General features: G+C 42.7%; 11 protein-coding genes and 1 other RNA gene. 10 read left to right on the plus strand and 2 right to left on the minus strand.

Annotated elements, in window-relative coordinates; all coding sequences use genetic code 11:
- The first annotated feature begins 45 nt into the window (after nucleotides 1–45).
- The 8 genes from argH (at nucleotide 46) to NYP69_RS00710 (ending at nucleotide 10,426) form a co-directional block, all read left to right on the plus strand.
- Nucleotides 46–1,557, plus strand: a complete 1,512-nt coding sequence (gene argH / locus NYP69_RS00675; RefSeq protein WP_415696664.1) for an argininosuccinate lyase — start codon at nucleotides 46–48, stop codon at nucleotides 1,555–1,557.
- A gap of 65 nt (nucleotides 1,558–1,622) precedes the next feature.
- Entirely contained in the window at nucleotides 1,623–2,942 is a 1,320-nt protein-coding gene (gene tyrS, locus NYP69_RS00680) for a tyrosine--tRNA ligase (RefSeq protein WP_415694812.1), read from the plus strand.
- A gap of 81 nt (nucleotides 2,943–3,023) precedes the next feature.
- Nucleotides 3,024–4,580, plus strand: a complete 1,557-nt coding sequence (locus tag NYP69_RS00685) for a tetratricopeptide repeat protein (RefSeq protein WP_473412837.1) — start codon at nucleotides 3,024–3,026, stop codon at nucleotides 4,578–4,580.
- A gap of 97 nt (nucleotides 4,581–4,677) precedes the next feature.
- The gene (locus NYP69_RS00690) at nucleotides 4,678–5,775 is read left to right on the plus strand and encodes an HAD-IIA family hydrolase (protein ID WP_473410452.1); all 1,098 of its coding nucleotides are present in this window, start codon (nucleotides 4,678–4,680) and stop codon (nucleotides 5,773–5,775) included.
- Nucleotides 5,776–5,850: 75 nt separating this feature from the next.
- Nucleotides 5,851–6,636 carry a TlyA family RNA methyltransferase gene (locus tag NYP69_RS00695; protein WP_473410453.1) on the plus strand — a complete coding sequence of 262 codons (786 nt, stop codon included), beginning with the start codon at nucleotides 5,851–5,853 and terminating at the stop codon, nucleotides 6,634–6,636.
- A gap of 186 nt (nucleotides 6,637–6,822) precedes the next feature.
- Nucleotides 6,823–7,890, plus strand: coding sequence for an NAD kinase (locus NYP69_RS00700; RefSeq protein ID WP_004132084.1), 1,068 nt, complete (start codon nucleotides 6,823–6,825; stop codon nucleotides 7,888–7,890).
- Nucleotides 7,891–7,899: 9 nt separating this feature from the next.
- On the plus strand, nucleotides 7,900–9,696 hold the full coding sequence (gene recN / locus NYP69_RS00705; RefSeq protein WP_060785468.1) for a DNA repair protein RecN: 1,797 nt from the start codon (nucleotides 7,900–7,902) through the stop codon (nucleotides 9,694–9,696).
- 97 nt (nucleotides 9,697–9,793) lie between these two features.
- Nucleotides 9,794–10,426, plus strand: coding sequence for an HAD family hydrolase (locus NYP69_RS00710; protein WP_004132088.1), 633 nt, complete (start codon nucleotides 9,794–9,796; stop codon nucleotides 10,424–10,426).
- Between the two features lie 38 nt (nucleotides 10,427–10,464).
- Here the strand turns inward: NYP69_RS00710 and rnpB are convergent.
- An RNA gene (gene rnpB, locus NYP69_RS00715) (RNase P RNA component class A) lies at nucleotides 10,465–10,836 on the minus strand.
- A gap of 157 nt (nucleotides 10,837–10,993) precedes the next feature.
- On the opposite strand from rnpB, the gene hpf reads away from it, so the two are divergent.
- Both hpf and secA read left to right on the plus strand, forming a co-directional pair.
- On the plus strand, nucleotides 10,994–11,668 hold the full coding sequence (hpf, locus tag NYP69_RS00720; RefSeq protein ID WP_004132090.1) for a ribosome hibernation-promoting factor, HPF/YfiA family: 675 nt from the start codon (nucleotides 10,994–10,996) through the stop codon (nucleotides 11,666–11,668).
- 215 nt (nucleotides 11,669–11,883) lie between these two features.
- The gene (secA, locus tag NYP69_RS00725) at nucleotides 11,884–14,652 is read left to right on the plus strand and encodes a preprotein translocase subunit SecA (RefSeq protein WP_020757898.1); all 2,769 of its coding nucleotides are present in this window, start codon (nucleotides 11,884–11,886) and stop codon (nucleotides 14,650–14,652) included.
- A 104-nt stretch (nucleotides 14,653–14,756) separates the two neighbouring features.
- Here secA and NYP69_RS00730 read toward each other — a convergent pair whose 3' ends face one another.
- Nucleotides 14,757–15,296: a hypothetical protein gene (locus NYP69_RS00730; protein WP_018621066.1), complete on the minus strand. Its 540-nt coding sequence runs from the start codon at nucleotides 15,294–15,296 to the stop codon at nucleotides 14,757–14,759.
- Nucleotide 15,297 lies beyond the last annotated feature (1 nt).

Below are 15,297 nucleotides of genomic sequence, written 5' to 3' on the forward strand. Positions count from 1 at the left end.
CAACTAATAACGACTAAAAACAACTAAAAAGACGAAAGAATAACTATGCACGATGCAAATGCCAATGACAGCGCAAATGCCAACACTAATCATCCAATAGCCTTGTGGGGCGGCCGTTTTAGCTCGGGGCCTTCTGCGGAACTCACAAAGCTTAGCAAGTCAACGCAATTTGATTGGCGGTTAGCGGATGGCGATATTGCAGGCTCTCGCGCGCACGCACACGCTTTGCATCGTGCAGGTTTATTAACAAATCAAGAATACGCAGATCTTTGCAAAGCGCTAGACGAGTTGCAAAACCGCGTAGATAATGGCACTTTTGCTCCAATTGAAGAAGACGAGGACGAAGCAACAGCATTAGAGCGCGGCTTGCTTGAGATTGCAGGAAGCGAACTTGGCGGAAAACTTAGAGCTGGCCGCTCTAGAAACGACCAAATCGCAGCTTTAATACGCATGTTTTTGCGCAGACACGCGCGCGCGTTAGCGGCACTAGTGTTAGATGTTTGCAATGCTTTAGTCGCTCAATCTTTAGAAGCAAAAGATGCTGTAATGCCTGGCCGCACTCATATGCAGCACGCTCAACCAATTTTGCTTGCACACCAGCTAATGGCTCATGTTTGGCCGCTTTTGCGAGACGTAAATCGCCTTGCGGACTGGGATTTGCGCGCAAACAAAAGTCCATACGGAGCAGGGGCATTGGCTGGCAACACTCTTGGCTTAGACCCCGAAGAAGTTGCTAAAGAGCTTGGTTTTTCCGCTGTTTGCGCAAATTCGATTGATGCTACAGCAAGCCGCGATGTTGTTGCGGAATTTGCGTTTATTGCATCTATGATTGGCGTTGATATTTCTCGCTTAAGCGAAGAGATTATTATATGGAATACTCAAGAATTTGCGTTCGTAACTTTAGACGATGCTTATTCTACTGGCTCTTCGATTATGCCTCAAAAGAAGAATCCAGATATTGCGGAGCTTGCTAGAGGAAAAGCAGGGCGATTAATCGGAGATTTAACTGGATTAATGGCCACTCTTAAAGGCCTTCCAACCGCATATGCTCGCGATTTGCAAGAAGATAAAGAAGCGGTTTTTGACCAAATCGACACTCTAGAAGTTTTGCTTCCAGCATTTGCAGGCATGGTTAGAACAATGCGATTTAACACGCCTCGCTTGCTTGAGCAGTCTGCAACTGGTTTCGCTCTTGCTACAGACATTGCAGAATGGCTTGTAAAACAAGGTGTTCCTTTCCGCAATGCTCATACGTTATCGGGATTATGCGTAAAACGTGCCGAAAGTCTTAAATGCGATTTAAGCGATTTGAGTAACGACGATTATGCAACGATTTTAGACGGCATTATTGATGCAAATAAAATACCAGATCTTAGACTTGTTCTTTCTAGCTATGGCTCTGTTTCTTCTAGATGTGGCAAAGGCGGAACAGCTTTTGTGCGCGTAAAAGAGCAAATTAATCAAGCTCAGCTTGCGATTAGTGAGTATAAGAAATTCGCTGAATCTGTAAGCGACGGAACAGCTTATAAGAGTGTCTCCATGTGCTGCCAAAATTGAAAGGCTTGTAGCGCGCAAATGCGCCCGATACTTTCGGTAATTTTTGCAATAATAAGGAGATATAAATGGCTCAGGTGAGGAATTACAAAGAAGCTGGATTTGCTTCTTTGTTTGAAGAGCTAAAGTGGCGTGGATTGATTTCTCAATCTACTGACGAAAATCAACTTGCTCAAGCACTTGACGGAGAACCATTAACTTATTATTGCGGCTACGATCCTACTGCTGCATCGCTTCATATTGGCAATCTTGTTCAGCTTATTAACATGCGTCATTTGCAAGCTGCAGGCCATCATCCTATTGCTTTGGTTGGCGGTGCTACGGGCTTGATTGGAGACCCTCGCCAAAGCGGAGAGCGCACGCTTAATTCTAAAGATATTGTTGCTGGATGGGCGGAGCGTTTGCGCAAGCAAATCGGCCGCATTTTGCCTCTTGATGGAGAAAATCCTGTTCGTTTTGTAAGCAACTACGACTGGGTTTCTAAAATGTCTGCTATCGACTTTTTGCGCGATGTTGGCAAGAACTTTAGAGTCGGCACAATGCTTTCTAAAGATATTGTTGCTCGCCGCTTAAACTCCGACGAAGGCATTTCTTTCGCTGAGTTTAGCTACCAAGTTTTGCAAGGAAACGACTTTTTGTACTTGTTTGATAATTACAACGTTACTTTGCAACTTGGCGGATCTGATCAGTGGGGTAATTTGACTTCTGGCATGGATTTGATTCGTAAGGTTCGCGGAGCTTCTGTAAACGTGTTTACAAGCCCAATTATTACGGATAATCAAGGTCGTAAGTTTGGAAAATCTGAGGGTAACGCAATGTGGCTTGATCCTACAATGCTTAGCCCTTATCGCTTCTATCAATTCTGGTTTAATCAGCCAGATGATGAAGTTGTTAAGCTTCTTAAGGCTTTTACGTTCTTACCTAAGAGCGAGATTGAGCGTTTGGAAAAGCAGATTCAAGAAGATCCAGGAAGTCGTGAAGCTCAGCGTGTGCTCGCTTGGGAAGTTACAAGTTTTGTGCATGGCGAGGATGTTACAAATCAGGCGATTGCTGCTTCTGGAGCGCTTTTTGGCAAGGGTGATTTAGCTGGAATTGACGAGCAAACTCTTGAAGCTGCTTTAGACGGCGTTAAAGTTAAAGCACAAGATGGCACTTTGGAATTTGCTAAAGCGCATGTTGCAGATCGTGTTGTTGAAGCCGCTGTTGCTGCTGGATTGTTCCGCACTATTTCCGAGGCTCGTAGAGCTATTGAAGCTGGAGGATTGTACGTTAACAATAATCGCGTAGAAAGCGTTGATGACGTTTTGAGCGATAGCTCATTCTTGCACGGTCGTTTTGCTTTGATTCGTAGAGGCAAGAAGGCTATTGGTGCAGTTGAGCGCGCGTAGTTTTTAAGTGCGCTTGATTTGTTTTTAGCATTAGATTTTAGTATAATTTTATATTTTTAGACTTTGAAAGGTATGCCAATAATGGGCGAAGAACGCGGATCGCGTAGTGGTAAGTCGTTTGGTAATCGTGGCCATTTTAGCCGTCAAAATGGCGGTAAGAACGGGGAACATCGCGGAGGATTCCACAAAGGTGGGTTCCATAAAGGTGAGGAAAATCACGGCGGTTTCCACAAGGATGGATTCCACAAGGATGGATTCCACAAGAGTGGCTTTAAGAAGAACGGTTTTAAGAAGAACGCGGATCGCAAGTTTGATGGCGATACTGAGCGCAGGTTTGATCGCGATAATCGCAAGTTTGACAGAAAAGATAATCGCGAAGATAGGTATAATCGCGAAGATAAGCGCAATCGCGATAATCGATACAATCATAGCGATTACAATAAGCGCACGAATCGTGGTTTTGAGTCTGATTCAAAAGAATCGGGAAATCCAAGATACAAGAAGTTTGATCGCGATAATCGCGTAGAACGTGGCGAGCGCAGGTTTGATCGCGATGGTGAGCGCAGGTTTAACCGCGATAATAATGACAATCGCGGCGGATTCCACAAGAGTGGATTTAAGAAGAACGATTCTAGAAAGCACGATTCGAAGTCGTCTTTCCGCTTTGAAAATGGTCCTCGTAGAAACTCGGATGGAACTGTTTCTTACCCATCTCAAAACCCGTATACCGATAGGCGTCCAGGCGAGCCAAAAATGCCTAAGGGCTTAGAATATTCAATGCTTTCTAAGGAGTCTCGTGAGCGTCTGCGTGGTCTTTCTAAGGAGCATTCCGAAAACATTGGCTTGCATATTCTCGCTGCATACGCTTTGCAAGACGAAGATCCAGAGCTTGCTTTAGAACATGCAAAGTGGGCTGCAAAGCAGGCATCTCGCATTGATTTTTCGCGCGAAACGCTAGGATTTATTGCATACCGCCAAGGCGATTATAAGCTTGCTGCACGCGAGTTTAGAACGGCTATGCGAATGAATGGTTACACGGATTACCTTCCATTTATTGCAGATTGCGAGCGCGGTATGGGCAACCTCGATAAAGCGCTAGAAATTTGTATGTCGGACGAAGCTAAAAGCGTTAGTGGCGAAGTTAAGGCAGAAATGTTCCTTGTGTATGCAGGCGTTTTGGCGGATACAAACCATGCAGATAAGGCGATTGAGCTTGTTCACGCAATGGGCAGGTCTAAGGGCTTGCCTGGCGAGTATAGAATGCGCGCTGTGCAAGCGGAGCAGTACTTCCTTGAGGAGGCTGGGCGAAGCGATGAAGCGATTGAGCTTGATTCTTTGCTGGATCGCTTAGAAGAGCAGTATGCAGATATTGAAGACGAAGAAAATCCAGAAGATGTTGTAATTGACTATGATTTGGAACATCTTAATGATGCGATTATGGACGAAGTTGGCATTAGTGAAGATGATGCGCAATTTGCTCCAGATGATGATTTTGATGATGATTCGGATGATGATTCGGATGATGATTCGGATGATGATTCAGACGACGATTCAGACGACGATTCAGACGAAGATTCACAAATCGCAGATAATACTGAAACTGTAGAGATGAATGCAGTTAATCCTAAAGAGGAATAGTATAAATCATATTTTCTAAGCCCGGCTTCTGTATTGTAAAAGTATAGTAAGCTGGGCATTTTCTACTTTAGTATTCTTAAAATCGTGAGGATATTTTATGCAACTTGATGAACGAGCGAATTTTTCAAATAGTAAATCTGCGTTAAGCAAGGATTTTCGCTTAGCTTTGCTTGACTTAGATGGCGTAGTGTATAGAGGCGGAAAATCCGTTGAATACGCAGCCGAATCAATTGAAAATGCTCAAAAAAATGGCATGTTTATTGAATACACAACTAATAATTCTTCTCGTTTTCAAGAAGTTGTAGCAAGTCAGCTAGAAAGTTTTGGCTTAAAAGTAGAGCCGTGGCAAATCATAACGTCTTCACTTGTAGCTGCTCGAATGGTTGCTCGATATGTTCCAAGCGGTTCAAACGTTTTAGTTTTAGGCGCAGATCATCTTGTACAAGAGGTTCGTAGCGCTGGTCTTAATCCAGTAAAGTCTTGTAAAGATAATCCAAAAGCCGTTATTCAAGGCTGGTATCCGCAAATGACTTGGCAAGAAATGGCACAAGTCGCTTTTGCTGTAGAGCGCGGAGCTAAGTATTTTGTTACTAATCGCGATTTAACAATTCCACGTGAATTCGGTATAGCTCCTGGATGCGGTTCTATGATTCAAGCTGTAGTAAATGCCACTGGAGTAGAGCCTATTGCGTCTGCTGGAAAGCCCGAGTGTGCAATGTATGATGAAGCGCGATTGTTGGTTGCTGCAAACGCAAAGCACAACGATGAAGATATTAAAGAATATGCGCAAAAAGACGAATTTGGAAATCCTGTAATAAGTATTGAGCACTCGCTGGCTGTAGGAGACAGATTAGACACAGACATTGAAGCAGGTACCAGAGGAGGGTATAAGTCGCTTCTAGTGCTTACGGGCGTTACCAATCCGCGCATGCTGCTTGAAGCTCCAAAACACTTGCGACCAAGCTTTGTTTCTAAGGATTTAAGGGGATTGAACGAGGTGCATGTTGCTTCAAAGCGCGTTGACGATTCTACGTTTACGTGCGGCGATTCTAGAGCACAAATCGTTTGTAACACTATTGAAGTAAACAATCCTAATGATTGCAATGCTTTGCGAGCTGCTTGTGCGCTCGCTTGGAGCTTAATGGATAGTGGAAAATCGCTTGAAGATTACATTCTTCCAGAGTTTTCTTTGTGATTTGTGACTTGTGGCTTTGTGATTTGTGGCTTACGACTTGCGATTTACGACTTTATACTTTAAGCGAGGTTTTTAATGCTAGACGAAGATGATTTAGCTCAGCGCTTAGACTGCGCGCTTGTAAATCGCAGTTTAGTGAAGAGTAGAACTACATCTCAACGCTTAATCAAGTCTGGAGTAGTGAAAGTAGATAATCGCATTGTTAAAAAATCGTCATTTTTAGTGAAAAAATCGCAAAAAATAAGTCTTGACGAATCAAAAGAAGAAAATTCTTGTGTTAAATACGTTTCTAGAGGAGCACTAAAACTCGAAGGTGCATTCTGTTTATTTGAGAATTTAGGATTAAAAGTTGATTCAAATACTAAAGCATTAGATATTGGCGCTTCCACTGGCGGTTTTTGCGATTATTTGTTGCAAAATGGCGTGAATCGCGTTATAGCTTTAGATGTTGGACACGGTCAATTGCACACAAAAATCGCAAGCAATCCGCGCGTTATTGAAATGAGTGGCGTAAATATTAGAAATGTTTACGCGGAAGATCTGCCATACAAGCCGAATCTTATAGTCTCCGACGTCTCTTTTATATCTCTTAGCTTTGTGATTCCAGTAATTGCACGTATTGCGCAAAATAACGCGAATATTGTTCTTCTTGTAAAGCCGCAATTTGAAGTTGGTAAAGGAAATCTTGGCAAGCACGGAATTGTAACAGATAAAAACCTAAGACTTAAAGCCTTAGAAAATGTTAAAGAATGCGCTAAAAACAATTGTTTAAGCGTTATTGCAACTCGCGAATCACCTATAGAGGGAACTCACGGGAACGTTGAATATCTTCTTTATGCGCGATTTAATAGTCAAATTTAATAGTCAAGAGATTGTTTGATAAATATTTGCATAAGATTAATGTGCAATATTGCAATATGTAGATTAATGCACAATATGTAGTGCAACAATTACAATAACTATTAATGTTTGTAAAGCTGCGATTAGGCTACGATTAATCTGTAAATAAGCTACGATTAATCTACAAATAGCTACAAAGGGGGTGCTATGCAAGAACGTTTAGAAGGTAATTCTGCTTCTCGCAATGCTCTTGTGGTTACGCATGCGCGTCTTGATGGCAACAGTGCTGTTGTAAATCAAGTTACTACTCAGCTTAAAAATGCTGGTTTTAATGTTAGTGTGTTTCATAGTGCTGCAGTTTCGGATTTTGCGCAAAAAATCGCTCAAGGAGTAGATAAAAATACGGAAATTGTTGTTGTGCTAGGTGGGGATGGCACAATGCTTCAAGCTGCAGAATTAGTGCATTGCACTCCTGTTCCAATTATTGGAATAAACCTTGGGCATGTTGGTTTTTTGGCGGAATTTGAGAGCTTCCAGATAGATGAAGCTGTGCGAAGAATTGCGCAAAAAGACTACTTTTTAGAGCATAGAATGGAAGCGCATGTAGATGTTTGGCTCCCTGGAGCGAGCGAGCCTTTAAGTGATTGGGCGCTTAATGATATTACTTTAGATAGGGCAGATCGTGGGCGAATGGTGGAGCTTTCGATTCGCGTTGACAATGTTGAAATGTCGTCTTTTGGCTGTGACGGCGTGATTGTTTCTACGCCTACTGGTTCTACTGCGTACGCGTTTTCTGCAGGTGGGCCGATTATGTGGCCAAATGTTGAGGCTTTGCAACTTGTTCCTTTGGCTGCACACGCGCTTTTTTCTAGACCATTGATTATTGGAGCAGGTTCTACTTTTACGATTGATATTTTGCAAGAATCAGCTTCTGGTGGGTGGATTTGTTGCGATGGAAGGCGTCAAAGAGCTTTGCCGCAAGGTTCTAGGATTCAAATTAGGCAATCTAAAGATGAGTTGCTTTTGGCACGACTTTCTGGCGTTCCATTTACGCAAAGATTAGTTACTAAGTTTGATTTGCCAGTTGTTGGATGGCGTGAAAATCGCAGAAAAGTGGCCGCTAAGCCTAAGATTTATGAAGCAAATCTTCATAATGAAACCGATAGAAATTATGAAGATAGCGCATGCGTAGATGGTGCAAGTGTAGATAGCGCTGATGGCAATGCTGACTGTAATGCAGAATATTCAATCGTCCCTAATAATCTAAACCTATAGGGGGTATTTGTGCTTGAAGAACTTGAGATTCGTAATTTAGGCCCAATTTCTAACGCTGTTATTACGCCTTCTAAAGGAATGACTGCAATAACTGGCGAAACTGGTGCTGGAAAGTCTATGCTTTTAAGTGCTATAAAGCTTATATCTGGAGGAAAAGCAGATTCTGCAAAAGTATCATCTTTTGCAAATGAGTCGTGGGCGCAAGGCGTGTTTTCTGTGTCAAAATCCAGCGATGTTGCGCAAATATTGCAAGAATCTGGGATTAATGCCGAAGAATGTGAAGATGACGATTCTAAAGAAGAAGTTTACGTATCTAGATCTGTTCCAAAAACTGGTAGATCAAGAGCTGTAATATCTGGTTATTCTGTTCCAAAATCATTGCTAGAAAGCGTTTGCTCGCACACAATAACAATTCATGGTCAAAGCGATCAGCTTCGCATAGCAACAGCCTCAAAGCAGCGTGAATTCTTGGATTCAATCTCTTGTAATTCTAAAGAATTGCAAGACTATGAATCCGCGTTTAATAAGTGGCAAAGTGCCGTTGAATCATATAATCGCCTTATAAATCAGCAATCGTCTTCTAGGCAGCGCGCAGACTATTTGCGTGAATCGTTAGAAAAAATTCGCCAAATCGATCCAAAACCAAATGAGGATGAAAATCTTAAAGCTAAAAGAGATCGCATAGAAAACGCTGCTCAAATCGTTGGAGCTATTAGCGAAGCAATCTCTTCGTTAGACGCAAGTCAAATTGATTATGGCGCAATAGATTCAGTTGACGCATTACATTTGGTAGACAATGCATCTAAGGCAATTCGCTCAATTCGAGTTGACGGAGATTATAGCGCGATTGCAAATCAACTTGACGATATTTCTTCCCAAATTTCCGACATTGTTATGCAACTTGCGCAGCAGTTAGATGTTGATGAAAGTCAGGAAGATTTAGACGCTATTAACAATCGTATTCACGATTTAAGCGATTTAACACGCAGATGGGGCCCGCAAATTGACGATGTTTTAGAGTGGGCCAAAAAAGCGCAATTTGAGCTTGAAGATTTGGATGATTCGCCAGAAGCTGTTGCGCGCGCTAAAGATTTGTGCGAGAAGACTTATAAAGACGCTGAAAAACTTGCCGAAGCTCTTTATAGCACGCGCAAAGTTGTTGCAAAAAAGTTTAGCGACGAAGTTAGCAAAGAGCTTGAATCCTTATCTATGCCAGATGCGCAACTTTTTATTAATGTTTCTAAGCGCGATAAAAACAAGGACGGAAAATTTGATTTGAACGTGCACGGCTTAGATAGTGTTGAGTTTCTTTTTAAGCCTTTCCCTGCGTCTAACTATTTGCCAATGGGCAGTAGTGCTTCGGGTGGAGAACTCAGTAGGCTTATGCTTGCAATGGAGCTTGTTAGCGCAAAACAAAATCGCAGTAATAATCAATCAATGACGTTTATTTTCGACGAAGTTGATGCAGGTGTTGGAGGCGTTGCAGCAGTAGAGTTAGGCAAGCGCCTGGCTTTGCTTGCTAAAAGTTCACAAGTGATTGTTGTAACGCATTTAGCTCAAGTAGCAGCTTTTGCAAACGTTCAATTTGTTGTTAGAAAAAAGATTGAAAGCGCGGCGGATTCTGGAGCTGATTCTGGAGCTGATTCTAGTGCGGATTCTGGCGAGAATTCTAGTTTTGCAGATACAACTGTTACCAAATTAGATGAGATTAGCCGCCAAAGCGAAATCGCAAGAATGCTTTCGGGAAGCCAATCGCAAGCATCTTTGGATCATGCAAAAGAATTGCTTGAAAATAGTAAAGTCTAATGAAAAATCTTAAGCTAATTCAAAGTAATTTTTCTAAAACAGATTTTTCTAAAACAGAATAATAGGGTTAATATCAAAGATAATCGGGATTAATAATATGAGCGAAAATGCATTAGTTGATAATTCAAATTGTGCTGCGATTTTTGATTTTGACGGAACTTTGCTTGATTCTTTGAACGTTTGGGACAAGATAGACGAAGAGAGTTTTGCTAAGCGCGGTATTAAAGTGCCTGCCGATTTTGCTGATTCCACGGCAACAATGACACCTCGCCAAGTTGCGGATTACGTTATTGAGCGCTTTGGTTTTACGGATTCTCCCGAAGATTTAATGAAAGAGTGGCAAGACATGGCTTTTGACGCATACGCAAAGCATTTGCCACTTAGAAAAGGCGCTAAAAATTACGTTGATTATTTGCGTAAAACGGGTGCGAAAACTGTTCTTATAACTACTCTTTCTAAGTCTTTATGCGTTGCTGCGTTAAAGCGTACGGATTTGTATGATTACTTTGATTTGATGATTTTTGGAGAAGATTTAGAAAGTAATGCAAAAAATAGCTATAAAACTTATGTTGACTTAGCAAAGCGAATTGGCGTAAAACCAAGCGATTGCACTGTTTTTGAGGATTCTGATGCAGCACTAAAATCAGCTCGTTTAGCTGGAATGAAAACTTGTGGGGTAGTGGATTTAATAAATGGTGACTTTGACTTTGCGCCAAAGAGTCTTAAATAAGAGTCTTAAATAAAAGCCAAAAATAAAATCCAAAAGTTGAGGTGAGGTTTCACATACCCCGGGTTTTGTCGCGTGCAAAATGCACACGGATGACCATCCATCTCGATTTGACGTTACCGCCAAACTCTAGCAGTCTACCCGAAGACTTAGGCGAGCAGCCCTTAAACACCTTCTGCTTGACCTTGCTCCCAATGAGGCTTGCCATGCGGCTAACTGTTACCAGAAGCCCGGTGGTCTCTTACACCGCCGTTTCACCCTTACCTAAACAAAAGTTTAGGCGGTCTATTCTCTGTTGCGCTATCTCTCAGGTTGCCCTGGGCGGACGTTATCCGCCATTGTGCTCTACGGAGCCCGGAAGTTCCTCAGCTACTCCGAATGAACATTGCAGCCGCGGTCATCGTGAAACCTCAACCTTCCCAATTATAGCAGACGTCTTAATTTTGCGCATATTTTGCGACTCGCTAGAAAATGGCGGCTTTTAGCGGATATAATAGATGTATCAGCGGCGCTGGTGCCGTTGACGTGTACACAAGCCGATTTTATATCGGATTACTTAAGGAGGTTCGCATGGAGATTGTCATCACTGGACGTCATACGCAAATTAAGCAAAGATTCCGTGACGTTGTAGAAAGCAAGATGAATCGTGTGACCGCCATTGCTCCAGATGCGCAGCGCATTCAGATTGTGCTTAACACTGAGGGCAATCCAAGGCAGGCAGATACTGCAAAAAGAGTTGAAATTACTGTAGTTGCAGGAAGTACGGTTATTCGCGCAGAAGCGTCTAGCACAGATCAATACAGTGCATTAGATATGGCATTAGATAAGTTGACGCTTCGCTTGCGTAGAACTAGAGATCGCCGCAAGGATCATCGTCGTGGCTACGAGCAGATGGTTCCAGTTGACTTGGGTGTTGTAGAGCCAGAAGTTGAAACAACTGTTGAAGAAGTTGTTCAAGTTGATGGAACAAATAGTGCAGATGCTGCGGTTGCTTCCGACTTGGGTCCTGGCGAATCAGTGGAAGTGAGTGTTGGAGATACTCCTATTGTGATTCGTCGTAAGCTCCACATTGCCGAGCCAATGAGCATTGATGAAGCATTGTACGAGATGGAACTTATTGGTCACGATTTCTTCCTGTTTGTAAATAAAGAAACCATGCGTCCATCGGTTGTATACCGTAGGCATGGATGGAGTTATGGTGTGTTTGAGATTGATACTCCAGAAAATGTTGCTAAAAAGAAGTAACAAAACAGTAAAGAAACAATAGAAAAATAAGGGTAAATAAAGTAAATAAAATAACTCATATGAGTGCAATGCCCGTCTAGTAATAAGCTAGGCGGGCATTTTATGCGTTGTTTTGGACTCGCGAGCTGCAAAAATCGTAGCCGTCGCGTAATATAGGCACAGTTTACGTCTATATTGGCTAGCCGAATAATAGACACGACCTAAGGGAGCTAAACGTGGTAGATATCGTTGATAAAGCCTTGCGCATGGGTGAAGGCCGTCAATTGAAGCGCCTTGAGAACGTTGCGAAGGCTGTGAATGCGCTTGAAGATCAGATTTCTGCGCTTTCGGACGAGGAACTTAAAGGACAAACGGCAAAATTCAAGCAAAAGTTAGACAATGGTGCGAAGCTTGATGACTTAATGCCAGAGGCCTTTGCTACAGTGCGAGAAGTTTCAAAGCGTACTCTTGGTCAGCGTCACTTTGACGTTCAGCTTATGGGCGGTGCAGCATTGCATTGGGGCAATATTGCAGAAATGAAGACTGGTGAAGGTAAAACACTCGTTGCAACACTGCCTAGCTATTTGAACGCTTTGGAAGGCAAGGGCGTTCATGTTGTTACTGTTAACGACTATCTTGCTAGCTACCAGAGTGAGCTTATGGGTCGTATTTACAGGTTCCTTGGCATGAGCGTTGGATGCATTATTACAGATCAGCAGCCTCCAGAGCGCAGGAAGCAATACAACGCAGATATTACTTACGGCACAAACAACGAGTTTGGCTTTGACTATTTGCGAGACAACATGGCTTGGGAAAAGGGTGATCTTGTTCAGCGTGGTCATCATTATGCAATCGTCGATGAGGTTGATTCTATTCTTATTGATGAGGCTCGTACGCCACTTATTATCTCGGGACCTGCCGAAGGCGATGTTACGCGTTGGTATCGCGAGTTTGCAAAGCTTGTTCTAAAGCTTGATCGCGATGTTGATTACAAAATTGACGAAAAGCGTAAGACTGCTGGTATTTTGGATCCAGGCATTGCAAAGATTGAAGATTATTTAGGTATTGATAATCTTTACGAGCCAAGCAACACTGCTTTGATTGGCTACTTGAACAATGCTTTGAAAGCTAAGGAATTATTCCTTCTTGATCGCGATTACGTTGTTACTAATGGCGAAGTTTTGATTGTTGATGAACACACTGGCCGTGTTCTTCCAGGTCGTCGTTATAGCGAAGGCTTGCATCAGGCGATTGAAGCTAAAGAGAATGTTGAAGTAAAAGCAGAAAATCAGACTTTTGCAACTATTACTTTGCAAAATTACTTCCGCATGTACGACAAGCTTGCTGGCATGACTGGTACTGCAGAAACGGAAGCTGCCGAGTTTATGGGAACATACAAGCTTGGCGTTCTTCCAATTCCTTCTAACCGTCCAGTTATTCGTATGGATAAGGACGATTTGATCTTCCGCACTAAGAAGGAAAAGCTTGCTGCGATTGTTCGAGACGTAGCTCAGCGTCATGCAAAGGGTCAGCCTGTTTTGCTTGGTACAGCATCTGTTGAATCTTCCGAAATCGTTTCCTCGCTTTTGGACGTTGCTCGTATTCCTCATCAAGTGTTGAATGCTAAGCAAAACGCTAAGGAAGCAGCTGTTGTTGCTGTTGCAGGTCGTAAGGGTGCTGTGACTGTTGCTACAAACATGGCAGGTCGTGGTACAGATATTATGCTTGGCGGAAACGTTGAGTTCTTGGCAGATGCAAAGCTTAAAGCAGAAGGCTATTCTCCAGACGATACTCCAGAAGAGTATGAGAAGCGTTGGCCAGGAGTTTTGGCAGAAGTTAAGGAACAAGTTAAAGACGAGCACGAAGAAGTTAAAAAGCTTGGTGGCTTGTATGTTCTAGGCACTGAGCGTCACGAATCTCGTCGTATTGATAATCAGCTTAGAGGCCGTTCTGGTCGTCAGGGTGATCCTGGCGAATCGCGCTTCTACTTAAGCTTGGAAGACGACTTAATGCGCTTGTTCAACACTCAGCTTGTTGCTCGCGTTATGGCTAAGGGTTTGCCAGAAGGCGAACCAATCGAATCTAAGTATGTTTCTAACGGCGTTCGTACAGCTCAAAAGACTGTTGAAGCTCGTAACTTTGAAATGCGTAAGAATGTTTTGAAGTATGACGACGTTATGAACAAGCAGCGTACGGTTATCTATTCGGAACGTCAAGCTGTTCTTAAGGGCGAAGATATTCACGAAGATATCTTAAAGTTCATTAAAGATACTGCAGATAGCTACGTTCGCGGAGCAATGAACGGTTCCGACAAGCCTAAGGATTGGGATTGGGAAGGCCTTAAAGATGCTGTGAACGCAGTTATGCCAATTATTGTTGATTGGGATCAGCTTCGCTTGCAAATTGAGCCTCTTAAAGGTCAAAAAGCTGTTGATACTTTAAGAGACACGATTGTAGATAGTGTAACAACTATTTACGCTGTGTTTGAAGAGCGAATGGGCTCCGATAGCTTGCGTCAGTTTGAGCGCAGAGTTGTTTTGGCTGTTCTTGATAGAAAGTGGCGTGAACATCTTTATGAGATGGACTACTTAAAGGATGGCATTGGCTTGCGCGGTATGGGTCAGCGAGATCCTTTGGTTGAGTACCAACGCGAAGGCTTCCAAATGTACAACTCTATGATTGAGGCCATTAAGGAAGAGTCTATTCAGCTTCTGTTCCGCATGAATCTTGAGCAGATTGTTGCAGAAACAGAAAACCAAGATGATTCTTATATGGACGAAAGCATTGAGCAAGAGGAGCAAGAAGACGAGCATTCTGGAATCGTCGGCCCTGCTCCTATGAGCCATGCAGAAGGCGAAGTTCCATTAAGCAAGCGTCCAAAGGCGGAGGAGTGGAAGACTCCTTGGGCAGATGGTCGTACGTTCCCTGGAACAAATAAGAACGACGAATGCCCATGCGGATCTGGCAGAAAGTACAAGCTTTGCCACGGTCAAAATGAGGATTAAAGTCAAAGTCTTATAAAAGTAACGTTTTATAAAAATGAGGCTGGTGTTAATGCATCAGCCTCATTCTTTTCTTTTTTGCTCGAATACACTTAAACTCGCTAGTTCTAAACTCGCGCGCCTTTTCCAAACTCGTTATAGTCTTCGCTAGAAGTATTGTCCTTTTTTCTGCTCATAAGTAGGCCTGCGCCACCAATCAAAAATAGGAAAGCGCTAACAGAGCCAGTGTAAATCGCAAAATATGGCACTAGAACGCTCAAAATCATGCCTAGAACGCCCAAAACAAACACGCTCCATAAAACTATAAGGGTAATGGAAACGTTCTTAAAATGGGGGTTTGGAGCAACAAAGTCATCTCCGTATTCGTCCATTGTTTTATCAACATCGAGCCAGCTTGATGTTGTGTTATCTCTTGGACCAGGTTTAGTGTTAAATGCTATGTTTCTTAATGGTTCTGCAGCTTGATTAATGCGTTTTCTAAAGATTTTTGCGCTTTTGGACTTTTCTAAATCATTAAAATCTTTTTTGTGCTCGCTAACGAATTGAGACCAGTCGTCGTTAAAGTTTTTACTAAACGAATCGTCACCATTGCTGTTTTCGTTATTATACAAACGGTTATGGGAGTTGGTATTCTTAGAAGAAGTCATG

It is taken from the genome of Gardnerella sp. c17Ua_118, assembly GCF_055804255.1.

Coding starts and splice junctions, on each gene's coding strand:
- argH (WP_415696664.1), top strand. CDS start 46: ATGCACGATGCAAATGCCAATGACAGCGCAAATGCCAACACTAATCAT.
- tyrS (WP_415694812.1), top strand. CDS start 1,623: ATGGCTCAGGTGAGGAATTACAAAGAAGCTGGATTTGCTTCTTTGTTT.
- NYP69_RS00685 (WP_473412837.1), top strand. CDS start 3,024: ATGGGCGAAGAACGCGGATCGCGTAGTGGTAAGTCGTTTGGTAATCGT.
- NYP69_RS00690 (WP_473410452.1), top strand. CDS start 4,678: ATGCAACTTGATGAACGAGCGAATTTTTCAAATAGTAAATCTGCGTTA.
- NYP69_RS00695 (WP_473410453.1), top strand. CDS start 5,851: ATGCTAGACGAAGATGATTTAGCTCAGCGCTTAGACTGCGCGCTTGTA.
- NYP69_RS00700 (WP_004132084.1), top strand. CDS start 6,823: ATGCAAGAACGTTTAGAAGGTAATTCTGCTTCTCGCAATGCTCTTGTG.
- NYP69_RS00710 (WP_004132088.1), top strand. CDS start 9,794: ATGAGCGAAAATGCATTAGTTGATAATTCAAATTGTGCTGCGATTTTT.
- hpf (WP_004132090.1), top strand. CDS start 10,994: ATGGAGATTGTCATCACTGGACGTCATACGCAAATTAAGCAAAGATTC.
- NYP69_RS00730 (WP_018621066.1), bottom strand. CDS start 15,296: ATGACTTCTTCTAAGAATACCAACTCCCATAACCGTTTGTATAATAAC.